Annotated in this window: 18 protein-coding genes; 7 read left to right on the top strand and 11 right to left on the bottom strand. The window is 38.2% G+C overall.

The features are described 5' to 3' along the window. Positions 1-11: 11 nt before the first annotated feature. The 3 genes from FTX43_RS06725 to FTX43_RS06715 form a co-directional block, all read right to left on the bottom strand. A complete protein-coding gene (locus FTX43_RS06725; protein ID WP_002293226.1) occupies positions 12-620 on the bottom strand; it encodes a DUF1700 domain-containing protein in 609 nt (202 codons plus the stop codon). After that, the gene (locus FTX43_RS06720) at positions 613-930 is read right to left on the bottom strand and encodes a PadR family transcriptional regulator (RefSeq protein WP_002293224.1); all 318 of its coding nucleotides are present in this window, start codon (positions 928-930) and stop codon (positions 613-615) included. Before FTX43_RS06720 ends, FTX43_RS06725 begins: the two co-directional genes overlap by 8 nt. A gap of 155 nt (positions 931-1,085) precedes the next feature. After that, entirely contained in the window at positions 1,086-1,814 is a 729-nt protein-coding gene (locus FTX43_RS06715) for a DUF554 domain-containing protein (protein ID WP_002293223.1), read from the bottom strand. Between the two features lie 161 nt (positions 1,815-1,975). Here FTX43_RS06715 and FTX43_RS06710 point away from each other — a divergent pair, with 161 nt between their 5' ends. Further along, on the top strand, positions 1,976-2,857 hold the full coding sequence (locus FTX43_RS06710) for a LysR family transcriptional regulator (protein WP_002293221.1): 882 nt from the start codon (positions 1,976-1,978) through the stop codon (positions 2,855-2,857). Between the two features lie 233 nt (positions 2,858-3,090). Here FTX43_RS06710 and FTX43_RS06705 read toward each other — a convergent pair whose 3' ends face one another. After that, positions 3,091-4,134, bottom strand: coding sequence for a HAMP domain-containing sensor histidine kinase (locus tag FTX43_RS06705; protein WP_147606915.1), 1,044 nt, complete (start codon positions 4,132-4,134; stop codon positions 3,091-3,093). 2 nt (positions 4,135-4,136) lie between these two features. After that, positions 4,137-4,805, bottom strand: a complete 669-nt coding sequence (locus FTX43_RS06700) for a response regulator transcription factor (protein WP_002293217.1) — start codon at positions 4,803-4,805, stop codon at positions 4,137-4,139. 141 nt (positions 4,806-4,946) lie between these two features. Here FTX43_RS06700 and FTX43_RS06695 point away from each other — a divergent pair, with 141 nt between their 5' ends. Further along, on the top strand, positions 4,947-7,283 hold the full coding sequence (locus FTX43_RS06695; protein WP_024635433.1) for an ATP-binding cassette domain-containing protein: 2,337 nt from the start codon (positions 4,947-4,949) through the stop codon (positions 7,281-7,283). A gap of 262 nt (positions 7,284-7,545) precedes the next feature. On the opposite strand, the gene FTX43_RS06690 is transcribed toward FTX43_RS06695, so the two are convergent. Continuing rightward, entirely contained in the window at positions 7,546-7,857 is a 312-nt protein-coding gene (locus FTX43_RS06690) for a hypothetical protein (protein WP_024635432.1), read from the bottom strand. A 180-nt stretch (positions 7,858-8,037) separates the two neighbouring features. Here FTX43_RS06690 and FTX43_RS06685 point away from each other — a divergent pair, with 180 nt between their 5' ends. Genes FTX43_RS06685 through FTX43_RS06675 form a run of 3 tightly spaced genes read left to right on the top strand, consistent with a single transcriptional unit; the run spans position 8,038 to position 10,565 of the window. Then, on the top strand, positions 8,038-9,513 hold the full coding sequence (locus FTX43_RS06685; RefSeq protein ID WP_002329604.1) for a UbiD family decarboxylase: 1,476 nt from the start codon (positions 8,038-8,040) through the stop codon (positions 9,511-9,513). Positions 9,514-9,559: 46 nt separating this feature from the next. Continuing rightward, positions 9,560-10,144 (top strand): UbiX family flavin prenyltransferase, encoded by a 585-nt coding sequence (locus tag FTX43_RS06680; protein ID WP_002293209.1) that lies wholly within the window; start codon positions 9,560-9,562, stop codon positions 10,142-10,144. 1 nt (position 10,145) lies between these two features. Beyond that, on the top strand, positions 10,146-10,565 hold the full coding sequence (locus FTX43_RS06675; RefSeq protein ID WP_002315934.1) for a hypothetical protein: 420 nt from the start codon (positions 10,146-10,148) through the stop codon (positions 10,563-10,565). Positions 10,566-10,607: 42 nt separating this feature from the next. Here the strand turns inward: FTX43_RS06675 and FTX43_RS06670 are convergent, their stop codons facing one another. The 3 genes from FTX43_RS06670 to FTX43_RS06660 form a co-directional block, all read right to left on the bottom strand. Next, the gene (locus tag FTX43_RS06670; protein ID WP_002329606.1) at positions 10,608-10,892 is read right to left on the bottom strand and encodes a DUF1905 domain-containing protein; all 285 of its coding nucleotides are present in this window, start codon (positions 10,890-10,892) and stop codon (positions 10,608-10,610) included. Positions 10,893-11,243: 351 nt separating this feature from the next. After that, positions 11,244-11,954, bottom strand: a complete 711-nt coding sequence (locus FTX43_RS06665) for a DUF4811 domain-containing protein (RefSeq protein ID WP_002293205.1) — start codon at positions 11,952-11,954, stop codon at positions 11,244-11,246. Continuing rightward, complete coding sequence (locus FTX43_RS06660) at positions 11,951-13,423, bottom strand: MDR family MFS transporter (RefSeq protein WP_002293204.1); 1,473 nt, start codon at positions 13,421-13,423, stop codon at positions 11,951-11,953. Before FTX43_RS06660 ends, FTX43_RS06665 begins: the two co-directional genes overlap by 4 nt. A gap of 137 nt (positions 13,424-13,560) precedes the next feature. Here FTX43_RS06660 and FTX43_RS06655 point away from each other — a divergent pair, with 137 nt between their 5' ends. Then, a complete protein-coding gene (locus FTX43_RS06655; RefSeq protein ID WP_002293203.1) occupies positions 13,561-14,034 on the top strand; it encodes a MerR family transcriptional regulator in 474 nt (157 codons plus the stop codon). A 156-nt stretch (positions 14,035-14,190) separates the two neighbouring features. On the opposite strand, the gene FTX43_RS06650 is transcribed toward FTX43_RS06655, so the two are convergent. Then, positions 14,191-14,745 (bottom strand): PadR family transcriptional regulator, encoded by a 555-nt coding sequence (locus tag FTX43_RS06650; protein ID WP_002293202.1) that lies wholly within the window; start codon positions 14,743-14,745, stop codon positions 14,191-14,193. A 104-nt stretch (positions 14,746-14,849) separates the two neighbouring features. On the opposite strand from FTX43_RS06650, the gene FTX43_RS06645 reads away from it, so the two are divergent. Continuing rightward, a complete protein-coding gene (locus FTX43_RS06645; protein ID WP_002314051.1) occupies positions 14,850-15,380 on the top strand; it encodes a phenolic acid decarboxylase in 531 nt (176 codons plus the stop codon). Positions 15,381-15,850: 470 nt separating this feature from the next. On the opposite strand, the gene FTX43_RS06640 is transcribed toward FTX43_RS06645, so the two are convergent. Further along, positions 15,851-16,294, bottom strand: a complete 444-nt coding sequence (locus FTX43_RS06640) for a GNAT family N-acetyltransferase (protein ID WP_002315937.1) — start codon at positions 16,292-16,294, stop codon at positions 15,851-15,853. Positions 16,295-16,308 lie beyond the last annotated feature (14 nt).

The following is a 16,308-nucleotide window of genomic DNA, read 5'->3' as shown; positions in this document are numbered from 1 at the left end:
TCTGTCCTCCTTCAAGCGCCCGCTGAATGCAGATCTCTTTTTGTAATAAAACGCCGTCCCATCCATTTAACAAAGTTCATCATGACATAAAAAAGCCATTTTGTTCCTTTCAGCAACAGTGGCGAAATAAATACTGCGCTTCCCGTGGCGAACAGACCAACACCGATAAAGAATAACCCACTCAGAATCGATTGACCAAACACACTGATTCCTGAGATGATCATGAATAAGCCAATACCTAAGATACTGATACATAGAACATAGATACTAAAAATGAGCGCCAGCAAAGCAATCAATAGTCCCCCAATAACCAATATAAACCCCAATGCTAGTGGAATGAGGACAGGAGAAGCAAATAAACCGATAATGATTAACCAAATCAGACGCATTTGTCTTTTTGGACTCCTCACTAACTCGTCTTCTGCTTGTTCTTCTTCTGAAAAGTAACTGATTTTTAATTTTAAAGCAAACTGCTTTGGTGTACCATATTCATCAATGACCTGATCTAATGTTTTTCCGGAATCTAAAAAATATTCCTCATAATATTGGATCAAATCAAAACGATCGTCTTCAGGAATTTCTTGAAGATGATCCACAACTTCATTCAAATAATCATTCATTTGTGCTCTCCTCCAATAACCGGTCTAAAGAATCTCGAAAAACAATCCATTCATCAATAATTTCTTCTAAATGACGACTTCCTATTGGTGTCAACGAGTAATATCGACGGTTCCTACCTTCAAAAGGTTCATCATAGGTCTCAAGATACCCTTCTTTTTTCAATCTTCTCAAAACCGGATAAAGTGTAGATTCACTGACTGAGAGACTTTCTTGTACGATTTTTGTTAAGGCATAACCATACATATCTTCTTTGCTTAATGCTGCTAACACAGTGCCATCAAGAAGAACAGTTGGAATCTGGATGTGCATTACGTCACCTTCTATTCTCAAGTGTAATATTTTATTACAATCTATATTATACATCATATAATATAGTTTCAAAATCAGTTTGTCAAATACAAAAAAACTGACTAAAAGGTTTGATCCCTTTTAGTCAGCAAAAAATGGCTTCTCTTTGATTATTATTATAACAGTGGCATGATCCAATTCGTCCACATCCAACTTAGTGGCATGATAACGATCATCGCTGGTATCATGTCAGCTACTGGGAACATTTTCACGTTGATCATTCTAAAACCGGTAGCAACCATCAAGAATCCACCGCAAGCTTTAAAGTCTAAGATCATATCTGGTGTAGTCAATGGATAAATAAATTTTGCCAATAAGAACAAGATATAAAAAATAATGAATTGGGGAATCGCTACTACGGAAACGACATATCCTAAATTACATGCAAAAATTGCTGCTGTGAAAAAATCAAGGACAGATTTAGAAATCAAAATCGTACTATCTCCAGTCATCCCAGAATCTAAGCTTCCATAAATCCCCGTACCACTTGCACAAAATAAAACAATGACCGTTACTAATGTGCTGATAAATTCATCGTGGGTCATACCAAGCTTTTCACTAGGAAAGATTTTAGAAATAGGCACTTGCATCAACGCAGCGCCCTTGTTAATCCCATTACCTAAATGAACAATCAGTCCAATCGCTGTTCCTATCACCAAAGCAAAAATAACAGCTGGCATATTTTTCATTGGCGCAATGGAATAGATACCCATCCCCATTGAACACACACCAAAAACCATCGTCAGCTGCGCTTTAAAGTGTTCGCTTAATTTATTTCCTACTAATCCGCCAATTAGTCCGCCAAGCAAAACGGAACCTACATTGATCAAAACTCCAGTTGGCATCAAAAAAACTCCTCTCTTTCTCTATAAAGCGAAAATTATTACAGAAAATTTTCTGCAATCACTGCTTTCACTGCAAGAAAGATTGTACCAGACAGAGTAGGTTACACCAATTCATTTTTTGTGTTAAAGTATTCTTTATTGGAATAAGTAGGAGGAATATGATGGATATCCATAAATTTGAAGTTTTTCTTGATTTAGCCGAAACGATGAATTTTACCAAAACTGCTGAACGACAATTCACCACCCAAGGAAACATTTCTAAACAGATTCTTTCGTTAGAAACAGAATTAGACGTCAAATTATTCGAACGTGCCCATAGAAAAATCGAGTTGACCGAAGCTGGAAGCTTGTTGCTCCCTTATGTAAAAAATGTCGTAGAACAATACCATGCCATGCAAGAAGTGCTTGAAACCTATACGCAAGAAAACAATCTTTCATTAAATATCTTAACGATACCAACCATGATCAATTACCAAGGCTTTTCCAAGATTACCGAATTTTTGAAACGTCATCCTGAATTTACGGTCCAGTTGAAAGAAGTGGAAAGTATCGAACTGACTTATGACGATACAAATGAACATAGTGATACGATCCACTTTGCCAGAAGCTTCCAGGCCCCACCAAGTTCGATTGAGTGGCTACCTACTGAAACAGACGATTTTGTAGCAGTTCTGCCTAAAACCCATCCTTTAGCTGCTAAAAAGAAATTGGATCTAAGTGAACTGAAAAAGGAGAATTTTTTGGTTCTTGGCCCTACTACGAACTTGTATCAACCTGTGCTAGACTTGTGTCGCGAAGCTGGATTTGAACCGAGAATCTCTTATAAAGGATCTAGGACCGACTTGATCATCAATATGATTGCAAATGACATGGGGATTGCTATTGTTATGGAAAAAACAGTCAAAAATCTGTTAAAAGAAAATACTGTGATCCTCCCCATCTCTCCAACAAAAGAAAGTTATCTCGCATTTACGCGTAAAATCGGTGAACATTCTTTGGCTTCAGACACATTTTGGGAGTATTTGAAACAAGAAGAGAACTAGGCCCTTCATTTTCTGTCTATCAATCCATCCAAAAAAGAGAGCGACTCATGACTTTCGCTCTCTTTTTTGCATCATATCCTTGTTTCAATGACACATCTATCATTTCTCGTAGTTCAATAAGAAAGCAGCGATTTTATGTCGAAAGAACCGTAAGAACATTTCCCTAATCACAAAAAAAACGACTCCCCCCTAAAAACCTTCAATCGAATTTTTAGGGGGTTTTATTCTTTTTCCTATTGTTTACTTAACCGTATCATTGCTGTCGTTCCTACTCCTTCGATACTGCTATAATCAATACGACCATCATGCAGTTCTAGAATTTTTTTGACCAGTGAAAGTCCTAGCCCATTCCCAGAAATTTGACGGCTTGTATCTCCTTGATAAAATTTTTCAAACATTCGATCTCTGGTCTCTTCATTCATTCCTACACCTGAATCGGTCACTTCCAGTACAATCTCTGTGGCTGTCTCAAATAGTTTGATATGAATCTGTCCATTGACTTGATTGTACTTTATGGCGTTATCCATGATATTCAACCACACTTGGTACAAAAACTCTTCATTGCCTGTGTAATTTACTGCAGCCAGTTCGATATCCAATTCTAGCTGTTCTTTCTCCCATTTAGGCTGCAAAAAAACGATTACTTCTCGAATTTGTTCATCTAATCGGCACTCTTTTTTTTCCAGTTGGATACGCTGGTTTTCCAGTTTGTTCAATTTTAAGATATTCTCTGTTAATTGTGAAAGCTGCGTGATACTTTCGATAATCCGATATAAAAATATTTGGCATTCTTCGTCAGAGAGATTTGGGGCTTGTAACAATTGTACATATCCTTGGATCGTTGCTAATGGTGTTTTGAATTCATGGGATACACTGGACACAAAATCATTCCTCAATGTTTCGATACTATTGAGTTCTTGGACCATAACATTGAAATCTTTATACAGTTGCTGTACTTCTGCTACTTTCTGCTGCTCATCCATTCGAATCGAAAAATCTCCCGTTGCTACCAGACTCATATTTGTCCCTAGTGCACTGATTGGATGCAGAATACGCCGCCCAACAAAAATCGATATTCCTGTACCCACGATCATACTGAACCCTGCAAAGACGAATAACGGGTATAGCGTTGGTTTTCCAGCCGATTCAGCAGGTGAGATAGAATGCCGAGACAATAAGAAAATAAAACCGAGAAAACACAGCAGTGTCACTAAGATCGAAATGAAGACAATACTGGCAAAATAGATCCATAATTGTGAAAATAGCTTTTTTTTCATCTTTAAATAACCGCCTTATAGCCTAGTCCCCGTACTGTCATGATTTGAAAATCTTCCGTCTTTTCAAAACGGGTCCTTAAACGTTTGATATGTACATCGATCGTTCGTTCTTCTGTATTCGTATCTAATCCCCAAATGTCATCCATCAACTGTTGGCGAGTGAAGATCTTGTTGGGATAAGACAGTAATTTATACAGAAGCAGAAATTCTTTTTGAGGCAGAATCAACGAATGCTGATCTTGTAGCACTGTATAAGTATCCAGCTCTAATTTTGTTTGTCCAATCATCAAGCTACTGCTGTAATTGATTTTTGAACGTCGAAGCAATGCTTCCACACGTAGGATCATCTCATTGACATCGATGGGTTTTGTCATATAATCATCTGCTCCTAGTTTGAACCCGCGTTTCTTATCCTCAAAATCGGCCTTTGCCGTAATCATCAGAACAGGTGTGTCAAATCTGGTGCTACGTAATGAGTCTAGCAAGTCATAGCCATCCATTTTCGGCATCATGATATCTGTAATGATCAATTCTATACGTGTCGTTTCTAGTTTTTTCAGCGCATCCTCTCCATTCAGTGCAGTGATGACTGAAAAGCCCGCTCGTTCCAACACAGAACGGTAAAGCAACTGTAATTGCGGATCATCTTCTACTATTAAAATACGATTCATTGTTCTCCCTCTGTTTTTTGAAAAATTTCTAGATTTTTTCTTGCAGTTCATCTTCAGTTAACATTTATTTTGTATACTACAATCATTGTTCTGATATACTTATTAGTATACCGAATATTTCAATACGGGAGAAGGGTGATTATGCTTCAATTAAAAGATATAAAAAAATATTATAAAGTCGGCGAAACCACCACTAAAGCATTGGATGGTGTATCTGTCGCTTTCAGACAAAAAGAATTCGTAGCGATTTTAGGTCCTAGTGGTTCTGGTAAAACGACTATGCTGAATGTGATTGGTGGACTAGATAATTATGATTCCGGTGATATGGTGATCAACGGAAAGTCTACTAAAGACTTCAAAGACAACGACTGGGATGCCTACCGAAACAATTCTATCGGGTTCATTTTCCAAAGTTATAACTTGATTGGTCATTTAGGCATTATTGAAAATGTTGAACTTGGGATGACATTAAGTGGTGTTTCTAAAGACGAAAAACGAAAACGGGCAGAAGATGCCTTGCATCGGGTCGGCTTGACAGATCATATGCACAAAAAGCCAAATCAGCTATCTGGTGGACAAATGCAGCGGGTAGCAATCGCTCGAGCGCTAGCCAATGATCCAGATATCCTTTTGTGTGATGAGCCAACCGGAGCTTTAGATACAGAAACAAGTATCCAGATCATGGAACTGATCCAAGAGTTATCGAAAGAAAAATTAGTGATCATGGTCACACATAATCCTGAACTGGCCAATCAATATGCAGACCGGATCATTGAATTTTCTGATGGTAAGATCTTAACGGATTCCCATCCTCACATCGAACGACCAAAAGATGATCAATTTAACCTACGCAGAACGAAGATGAGTTTTTGGACAGCGTTGAAGCTTTCTTTCAACAATATCCGAACAAAAAAAGGACGTACTTTCTTGACTTCCTTTGCTTCCAGTATCGGGATCATCGGAATCGCGATCGTCCTTTCCCTTTCTTCTGGTTTCCAAAAGCAAATCGATAACACGCAAGCTGAAACGATGGCGAAATTTCCGATCACTATTTCTAAGGTAACGACTAACCAGACCCGTGACGATGCTGGATTAGGTGCAAGCAAAGCAGAGTATCCAGACAGCAAAACGATCACAGCAAAAGTCAGCGAAGAAGACAAAGCACAGCATACGAATAAAATCGATCAAACCTACGTCGATTATGTAACAGGCATCGATCCTAATTTAAGTAATAATATTGGGTTTACTCGTACAACAGGAATCAATCTTTTACGTGATGTAAATGGCAAAGTACAGCCTGTCAGCTTCTCGAATCAAAACCCTGATGCGGAATCTCTTTCCTTGTCTAGTACGATGTCAGCAATGACAGGTGTGGGAGTGTCAAGTTTCCCTACACAGCTTGACACTAGCAAAGAAAACTTTTTAAAAGACAATTATTCTTTACTTGCCGGAAGTTATCCAGCCTCAGCAACAGATGTCGTGCTGATCGTAGACGGCAACAATAATACTAATATCAATGCATTGAAAAATCTTGGATTTGATGTGAAGGAAGACGAAAAACTTGATTTCGATGAGATCGTCGGTACAACATTCAAGTTAGTAAACAACAATACTTACTATACAAAACTTCCAACTGGGAATTTCATTCCTAATACAGATTATGATTCGATGTACCAGAATTCTTCAGATGAATTGAAGATTTCAGGAATCCTACGCGTGAAGTCTTCTTCTACAATGAATCTCTTATCGCCAGGAATCGCTTATAGTGATCAATTAACGACTCAAATCGTCAATGAGAACAAAGAATCAGAAATCGTCAAAGCCCAAAAAGACAGTGATGTAAATGTCTTAACTACTGAAAAAGTTGACGAAAATGCCAAACAAACATTGCTCAGTTATTTAGGCGGAGACAGCTTGCCTTCAAGTATCATGATTTATCCGAACAATTTTGAAGACAAAGAAAAAATCTTGGATTATTTAGATGATTACAATAAAGGCAAATCAGATGAAGATAAAATCATTTATACTGATTTAGCTGGAACGATGACTGAACTGACTGGCGGATTGATGGATGCTATCACTTATGTCCTCATTGCTTTTGCAGGGATCTCTTTAGTAACAAGTATGATCATGATCAGTATCATTACTTATACATCTGTGATTGAACGGACAAAAGAAATCGGTGTACTAAAAGCTTTAGGTGCACGGAAAAAAGACATCACTCGCGTATTTGACGCAGAAACGTGTATTTTAGGTATTTCTTCTGGGATACTAGGTGTGTTTATTGCCTGGCTAACGACATTCCCTATCAATAGCATCTTGTACAGCATGACGGATCTAAAAAATGTTGCGCAACTAAATCCTGTCCATGCGATCATTCTAGTGATTGTCTCTACTGTATTGACGATGCTTGGCGGTCATCTTCCTGCACGAATGGCAGCGAAAAAAGACGCTGCTATCGCTTTGCGTGCAGAATAAAGCTATTCGTTTTTTCCAATTACTACAAAGGGTGGTGACAAAATTGTTGTCACCACCCTTTTTTTGAATAAACAGCTTTTCATAACCTCTCGATAAACGGCGTTCTCCTTCCAACTCCTCGGTCACAACCTCTGATTCACGGTGTTCCTGAAGTAGCTTCTTCGGAAATAAGCCGAAATGTCACAAAAATTTGAGAAGCAATTTTCGTACATTCCTTCTTATTTCTTGAAGCTGACCACTTCTGTCACAACCTCTTGCCTATTTATAATTCTGGAATATGGTTTTCCCCCTCGAGCCACAGTTCTTGCGGTGTATATTTGTCTTTTCCATTTATGAATACTGTTCCATCTGCTTCAATCGTTACTTCAGTCCCAATCCACATATTAGTAGACAAAGCGAGAAGATTTTTTCTTTTTCCTCTTCCTTTTTTTCCAAATTGCAAGGCATCGGTTATCTCTTCTGTCCAATGAGATTTCACGTATTTTACTTCCCCGTTTTCAAATGTAACTTTCAAAATATTCGCTATATTTTCTACTTTTACTGCTTTAGGAAATGACTCCTCCATTTTTTTCACTTTCCTTCCATTAGCATTTAGTATGCGCTTTCTTATTGTTGTAAGTATATCATAATTTATTCTATTATCAAAAAACCGTATCCATTCCATTAAGGAATATTTTATCAAACAAGTTGAATTGTTTTCCTCCTTTGTACCTTTTACTATAGATAGGTAAAGACAACTAAGGAGGAATTTTTCATGACAGATCAACCGTATGATTTAAGAAAAGTCATCGAAGAACTAAAAACACTTCCAGGTCAATATCACGAAACAGATATTGAAATCGATCCTGAAGCAGAATTATCTGGTGTTTACCGTTATATCGGTGCTGGCGGTACAGTAAAACGTCCGACTCAAGAAGGACCAGCTATGACTTTCAACAATATCAAAGGTTTCCCCGGCACACGTGTGAACATCGGGACAATGGCTAGTCGTAAACGTGTAGGTGAAATTTTGCACCATGATTATCGAACACTTGGCCGTTTCTTGAAAGACGCTGTAGAAAATCCAATCAAACCTGTGAAAGTAGACAAAGCAGACGCTCCAGCACAAGAAGTCGTTCATCTAGCTACCGATGCAGACTTCGATATTCGCAACATTTTGCCTGCACCTACAAATACTCCTGAAGATGCAGGTCCATACATCACGATGGGTGTAGTCTTAGGATCAGATCCAGAAAAAACAATGAGCGATGTAACGATCCATCGTATGGTCCTAGAAGACAAAGATACGATCGGTATGTACATCATGCCTGGTGGGCGCCACATTGGTCACTTCCAAAAACAATTTGAAGCATTGAATAAACCAATGCCTATCACTATCAATATTGGTTTAGATCCAGCAATTGCCATTGGTACGACTTTCGAACCACCTACCACTCCACTTGGCTACAACGAACTATGGTGTGCAGGAGCTTTGCGTAACGAACCTATTCAAATCGTTGATGGTGTAGCAGTCGATGAAGTGGGTATTGCTCGTGCTGAATTCATCATTGAAGCAGAAATCATGCCAAATGAAACAATGCAAGAAGATATCAACACGAACTCAGGGAAAGCAATGCCAGAATTTCCTGGTTATACTGGGGATGCTAATCCAGCTGTACAAGTAGTAAAAGTCAAAGCAGTTACTCATCGAAAAGACAATCCAATCATGCAAACAACGATTGGTCCAAGTGAAGAACACGTATCTATGGCCGGTATTCCTACAGAAGCAAGTATTCTTGCTTTGGTTGATAAAGCTATTCCAGGAAAAGTAGTAAATGTCTACAATCCTCCTGCAGGTGGCGGTAAATTGATGACCATCATGCAGATTCGTAAAGAAAACGAAGCGGATGAAGGTATTCAACGCCAAGCAGCTATTCTTGCCTTATCAGCCTTCAAAGAATTGAAGACAGTCATTTTAGTCGATGAAGATGTTGATATTTTCGACATGAACGATGTAGTTTGGACTTTCAACACTCGTTTCCAAGGAGATAAAGACATTATTGTGCTCCCAGGAATGAGAAACCATCCATTGGACCCATCAGAATTACCAGAATATAATCCTGGCTCTATTCGTTTCCGTGGGATGAGTGCAAAAACTATCTTTGACGGTACAGTTCCTTTCGATATGAAAGAACATTTTGTACGTGCAAAATTCCAAGAAGTAGAAGATTGGGAAAAATATTTGAAATAATGAATGATCTGCAACTGTTTTGACATCATAAAAAGGAGTGCGGAAAATGGAACAATTGGCACAACGGAAGAAAAAAATCGTGATTGGTGTAAGTGGCGCTTCGGGCACCATTTATGCCATCAACCTAGTGAAGAAACTAAAAGAATATCCGATGGTAGAAACACACGGAATCATCAGTCCATGGGCAAAACAGAACTTAAAGCTGGAATCCGACTTATCCCTAAATGAATTCGAAAGCCTGTTTGATTACCATTATTCAAACAAAGATCTAGGTGCTGCTGTCGCCAGCGGATCATTTTTGACCGATGGAATGATCATCGTACCGGCAAGTATGAAAACAGTCGCAGGTATCTCTGTTGGTTTAGGCGACAACCTGATTGCACGTGCTGCTGATGTAACAATGAAGGAGCAACGAAAGTTAGTCATTGTCCCTCGTGAAACGCCATTAAATGCCATTCACTTGGAAAACTTGACTAAATTAGCACGACTAGGTGTGCAAATCATACCACCGATCCCTGCTTTTTATAATCAGCCTCAAACGATCCAAGATCTTGTTGATCACCATACAATGAAACTTTTGGATCAATTTGGGATTGTAAATGAACATTCAAAACGTTGGCAAGGTGATTAATATGGAAAAAGAAACGATAGTTGAAGTAACAAAACTAGGTTTCACGATCCAAGCCGCTGTTAAAGTAATCGGTAAAGACTTATTGATTACTTTAACAGGCGGAGATACACCACATATCGGAACAGTCACTACATTTTCTCGTGATACAGAGATCCAAACTGTACGTTTCCCTAGCCACGATGGTCGTTTCCACAAAGACGATGTCTTAGCCGAAAAAATAGCTGTGGTCATCAAAAATGCCGTTCCAGGAAGCTGTACGATCACTTCCGGTATCCATGTTGACCATATCTCCAATGCACAAATCAACGCTTCTTTTCCGATGTCAGAAGAGTTAGGTTACAAGATTTTAGATTGGTTGGAAAAAACAGATTTCCATATCAAAGAACCCGTTTATTATAAAGATGGTGAAAAACCATTATGAAAGAAGAGGTTGTGACACATCTTTTGTCATAACCTCTTGTTTTTATTTTTGCTTCACTGTAACTGCTACGATATCACCAATATCTTTTCCGATGTTTTTACGAATATCTTTTCGTAGTCCAAGGATATAGCAGACCGAACCATCTAAATTTTTCACGCCCATATTCACGATACTGCCTTCGTACGGCACATTATCAAAAGTTGCTTGGACTTTCACTCTTCCAGCACCGAATTCTTCTCTTATATCATATGGAAAAACAATATATGCGCCACCCTTGCCGACTTCGGAAGCATAGATTTTTGATTCAAAAGAATAAGTTTTCCTCATTTTATTCCTCCTATTTTTTACATCTAGTATAGCATAGCAAAAAAAGAAGGAACTGTGACAAAAGTCTTGTCGCAGTTCCCTTTTTTTGAATAAACGGTGTTCTCCTGCCAACTCCTCGGCCACAAGTCACAATATTCAACAAACATGAGAAGCTGTGTTTTGAAATTGCTCCTTGTGACTCAGAGTGAAACGGCAGGCTCACAACCTCTTCCTTAAACGGTGTTCAAAAGCTTGCATCTACGGCACTAAGCCCAATCAGATGAAAAATATGGAGTGATATTTTTATCTGATTGTTCTTACTGCTTGATGCAGAGCAGCTTTTTCACAACCTCCTACACGGTGTTCAAAATATTATTCGCCTTTTGCTTCTTTCACTAATTTCGCGAATGCTTGTTGTTGGAATTCAGCAGTTAAGGCTTTCGTACGTTGTTCTTGTTCTGCTTTGCTCATTTGCGGATTTTCAGTCATTGCTTTTACCATACCGTCTTGCACATAAGCTTTTGCTTCACTTTCCATCGTACTTTGCTGTTTCTTCACTAATTCAGCTAACTTGGATGCTTGGTCCGTACTTAATTCTACCCATGTCTCTGGGATTTTGAATGTATTCACTCGGCTGTCATATTCGTGATTGTTATCAGCAATATTGAACCAGAATTTATACATGTCGTTTTTGTATTCCCAATAAGTAGTTTTCGTCACTTTTTCAGCATCGCCGTCTGTCTTTTCTACTTTATTTGTTTCGTTATCCGTACCAGTTGCTTTTGGTTTCTCTTGTTTTTCATTCGTTCGGTAAAGATACACTTTTTCTTTTCCATTCCCTAAAGCTTTATACAAAAGCATATCTGCTCCTTGGGAATCAGCACTGGAAACAATTTTTTCTGTTTTCGTTTCCGTTACTTTTTCCATTCCAAAGTGATTGGACAAATTAGCGACGATCAAACTTAGTGAAGCGACGAAGATTAGTCCGAAAATCAAAGATAAAAAGGTTTGCCATGTTTTTTTAGCGAACACGTTCGTTAAAGCAAAAGCAAGCAAGCTGACAATCAAAACTCCAATAATCATGCATTATCCCCCGCTTTCGTTAGAACAGGTTCTTTTTTCTTCAATAAAAAGGCAATAATAAAGCCAAGGATCCCAAAGATGATCGCTACGATAAACGCGGCATGGTAACCTGACAGTGTGGCATTGATTGCCTGATCTTTATAAGCTAATGGTGTATTGTCCAATACAGATTTGCTTGGGATATTTGCTTTTGTCACATTCGTCAACACACTGATCAAAATAGCTGTACCGATCGAGCTTGCAATTTGACGGAATGTATTATTTACCGCTGTCCCGTGACTGATCAAGTTATTTGGCAATGCATTCATACCAGAAGTCGTTACCGGCATCATGACCATGGAGATCCCAAACATACGGATCGCATAAAGGATCACGATATATAAAACTGGAGTCGTTTTTGTCAAGAAAGCAAATGGTGCAGTTGCGGCTGTCAAAATGAACATCCCTGTAATGGCTAAACGTTTCGCGCCGTATTTATCGAAAATCGCACCTGTAACGGGCATCATAGCCCCCATGATCAAAGCACCTGGCAACAACATCAAGCCAGAATGGAATGCTGATTCTCCGCGAATGTTTTGGATATACAACGGCACGACCATTTCTGCCCCTACCATCGCCATATTCGTTACACCGGCTAAAACAGCTGCAATCGTAAATGTAGATGATTTGAATACGCGAAGTTCCAAGAATGGATGTTCCAAATGTAATTGACGCCATGAGAACAAGGCGATGAAAATCACACCAACGACTAAGAAACCAATTACTTTCAAGCTTCCCCAGCCATCATCACCTACACTAGAAAATCCGTAAAGCAAACTACCGAATCCAATCGTTGACAAAATAGCTGATAAAATATCAATGCTAGGATTTGACAATGGAATAACACTTTTCATTAGGAAGAATGCTAAAACCAAGACAAGAACAACGATTGGCAGTACCATACCAAACAAGTCACGCCAATGGTAGTTATCAATGATGTAACCAGATAATGTAGGGCCTAAAGCAGGAGCAAGCCCAATAACGATTCCTGACATCCCCATTGCTGATCCTCTTTTTTCTGGTGGGAAAATAGACAACATGATATTTTGCAATAATGGCATCGATACTCCCACACCGCAAGCTTGGATCAAGCGACCGATTAGTAATGTACTAAAATTAGGTGCTGTAAAACAAGTAATCGTTCCGATCAAAAAGATCGTCATGGCAGAAAGATATAAATTTCTTGAACTGAATTTATTGATCAGCCATGCTGTTATTGGGATCATGATCCCGTTGACTAGCAAGAAACCAGTCGTTAACCATTGCACATCAGACGCTGAAATATCGAAAGCTTTCATCAATGTAGGAAAAGCTGTCGTCAATAAGGTCTGATTCAAAACGGTACAAAATGTACCAATTAATAAGACAACAACTAAAAGTGTCCGATTATATGGTTTTCCGTAAATATCTACGGGTTGGTTGTTACTCATATTTCTCCTTCTTTCTGAATTTTTTCTGAAACTACTAGAATACTTTAGTCCTAAATCCGCCATTTGTCAACCTACTTGACACATTAGTTAATACAGATATAATTAAGGAAAGTAAGAGGACAAAAGGAGTGACAAAAATGGTTGGGGCTTCCCTTAAACGTTTGTTGGAAAACGATCAATTGGTTGTTGGCATCAGTGAATTAAGTGATATCGTCGGTGTGTCTCCACGTCAATTAAGGTATTGGGAACAAAAGGGATTCATTCGTTCGATCGAAGCTGATGCGAATTGTCCTAGAAAATATCGTTTGCCTACAGTTATAAAAGTAGAACTGATCAAAAAATACTTAGATGACGGATTTACCTTATCTAAAGCTGCAGAAAAGGCAGAAATCCGACAAAAGAAAATGCATCATGTCCGCAAAGTTTTTTCAAAAGCAATCAAAGATATCGAATTGATCGACGAACGCTATACGATTTTACAAATTGGCAACTTCAAAGAAGAGAATGCGAAGATGTACATCATTCATGACAACGAGACAGACGAATTGTCTTACAAACTCCTTCCTGTCGATGAAAAAGCTGACTACGAGCAGCTGTTAAAAGAACTCTAAGCTCCGCTAATCTCCTAAACATCAGACTTTTTAAAAAGTAGATGATACATATAACACTTAGAAAAAGCCTGTTTGAACATAAGAATATCCGAACGGTGATCTGCATTTCTTTCATATAGAAAGGAAGCATCCATCACTGTTCGGATATTTTTTAGTTTATTTTTTTCGGTTGTTTTCTTCTTCCAATACATCTGTCAGCCAACTTGCATATTCTGTTTCCCGATTGATCGCATGCGCTAAAATCAAGTAATGTCCGTAATTTTCATGTTTTTCTTTTTCTGTAGGAAAGATTGTTTTTTTTCGCTCTAATAGATGAAGGCGTTTTTCTTCATGAAGATCACGCTGCTGCTGGATAATTTCTACTAATGCCGGATCATTCACGTCTTTGACGAAATACAATTTTAAAACGAATTCGTCTCGATTAACCGGCAGTTCATTGGTCGGTGTATGAATCCACTCTGCTAATTGTTCCTTCCCTTCTTCTGTTAATTCATAAACTTTTTTTTCCAATTTTTCGCCTGTGATCTCTACTTGATGTTGAATGATTCCTTGCTCTTCCATTTTTGCCAGCTCAGGATAAATCTGACTATGTTTTGCTTGCCAAAATTCTCCTATTTCATTTTTGAATGATTGATTCAATTCATATCCTGTCATCTGCTTCTTACTTAATAACCCTAATAAAATATAGCGAAGTGTATTTTTTCTTGCCATCAGTTTTTCCTCCTTGACAAATCTTTAAATCCATTCTATCATAAACGAGTAATCAAAAACATGTAGTTTATTACATGTTTTAATTTAGAGGGAGATGCTTAATCATGAAAGAATTTAAAGAATTGGAAGATTTTATTGGAACTCACTTTATTTATACGTATGACAACGGTTGGGAATATGAATGGTATGCAAAAAATGACCATACTGTCGATTACCGTATCCACGGCGGAATGGTCAAAGGTCGTTGGGTAAAAGACCAAGAAGCTGATATCGTTAAATTGACAGATGGCGTATTCAAAATTACTTGGACAGAACCAACAGGGACAGACGTTGCATTAGACTTTATGCCAAATGAAAAGAAACTTCACGGAATGATCTTTTTCCCTAAATGGGTTGAAGAACATCCAGAAATCACTGTTACTTTCCAAAATGAACATATCGCAGAAATGGAAGCAGCTCGTGAAAAATATGAAACTTATCCAAAATTACTTGTTCCTGAATTTGCTACCATCACTTATATGGGTGATGCAGGTATAGACAATGAAGATGTCATTAGTGAAGCGCCATATGATGGCATGCCTGATGATATCCGTAGCGGAAAATACTTCGATGAAAATTATAAACGAGTAAAATAAGGTTGTGAAATCAGCGTTACGCTTTGAGTAATAAGAACGCTAGTCAGAAGATAGCTTTTCATATTTTCTAGGCTAGTGGGCTTATTACCGAGAAGTAGCTGATTGAACACCGTTTATCAAGAGGTTGTGAAATCAGCGTTTTGACCTGAGTATTAGAGAAACAAATGGAAAAATAGTTCCTCATATTTTGCCGTTTGTTGAGCTAATACCGAGGGTCAGCTGATTGAACACCGTTTAGTGGAGAGGTTGTGAAAAAGCTGTTCTGCATCAAGTAATAAGAACAGCCAAGTAAAAACAGTTCCTTATGTTTTTAAATTGGTTGGACTTATTACCGCAGATGCAAGCTTTTGAACACCGTTTATCAAAGGTCGTAACAACTGCATCTTCACACAGTTAAATTAGTGACTTCAAAATGAAATAATGCTCCCAGCAAAAATTAGGCTGGGAGCATTATTTCGTTACTCTGTTCATCAAAAATCATTGGTTTGATTCCATTGCATCACAAGCTCCTCCTCATTTACTGCTTCATCTTTTTGCAGTATTTGAATTGCAAAGCCTTGTGAAAGATAGAAATGAATAGCTGATTGATTTTTTTGATAGACTGTCAAAGTCAGTGTTTTATTGGTTTCTTTTATTTTTTTCATTAGTTGCGTACCGATTTTTTGTTGCCGATATTCCCTCTTTACAAAAATCCCTGCGATGAACTGATCAATCACCCCAGCAAAACCGACGATTTCTTGATCTATTTCTGCTAAGTAAATCACTGCCTCTGGCAAAGCTTTCCTAACAGATTCTATTTGACTCTCCCAATAAGTTGGTGAGATGAATCCATGAGAATCCAAATTAGCATGCAGCCAAATCGATAGAACAGTTTCCAGTTCTTCAGCAGACAATTCTGTTGTTGTACGAATCATTTTTTCTCTCCTTA

Origin of the sequence: Enterococcus sp. DA9 (assembly GCF_008000875.1) — a bacterium.
In the GTDB taxonomy this organism is placed as follows: Bacteria; Bacillota; Bacilli; order Lactobacillales; family Enterococcaceae; genus Enterococcus_B; species Enterococcus_B lactis.
This window is presented reverse-complemented; position numbering and strand designations above follow the sequence as displayed.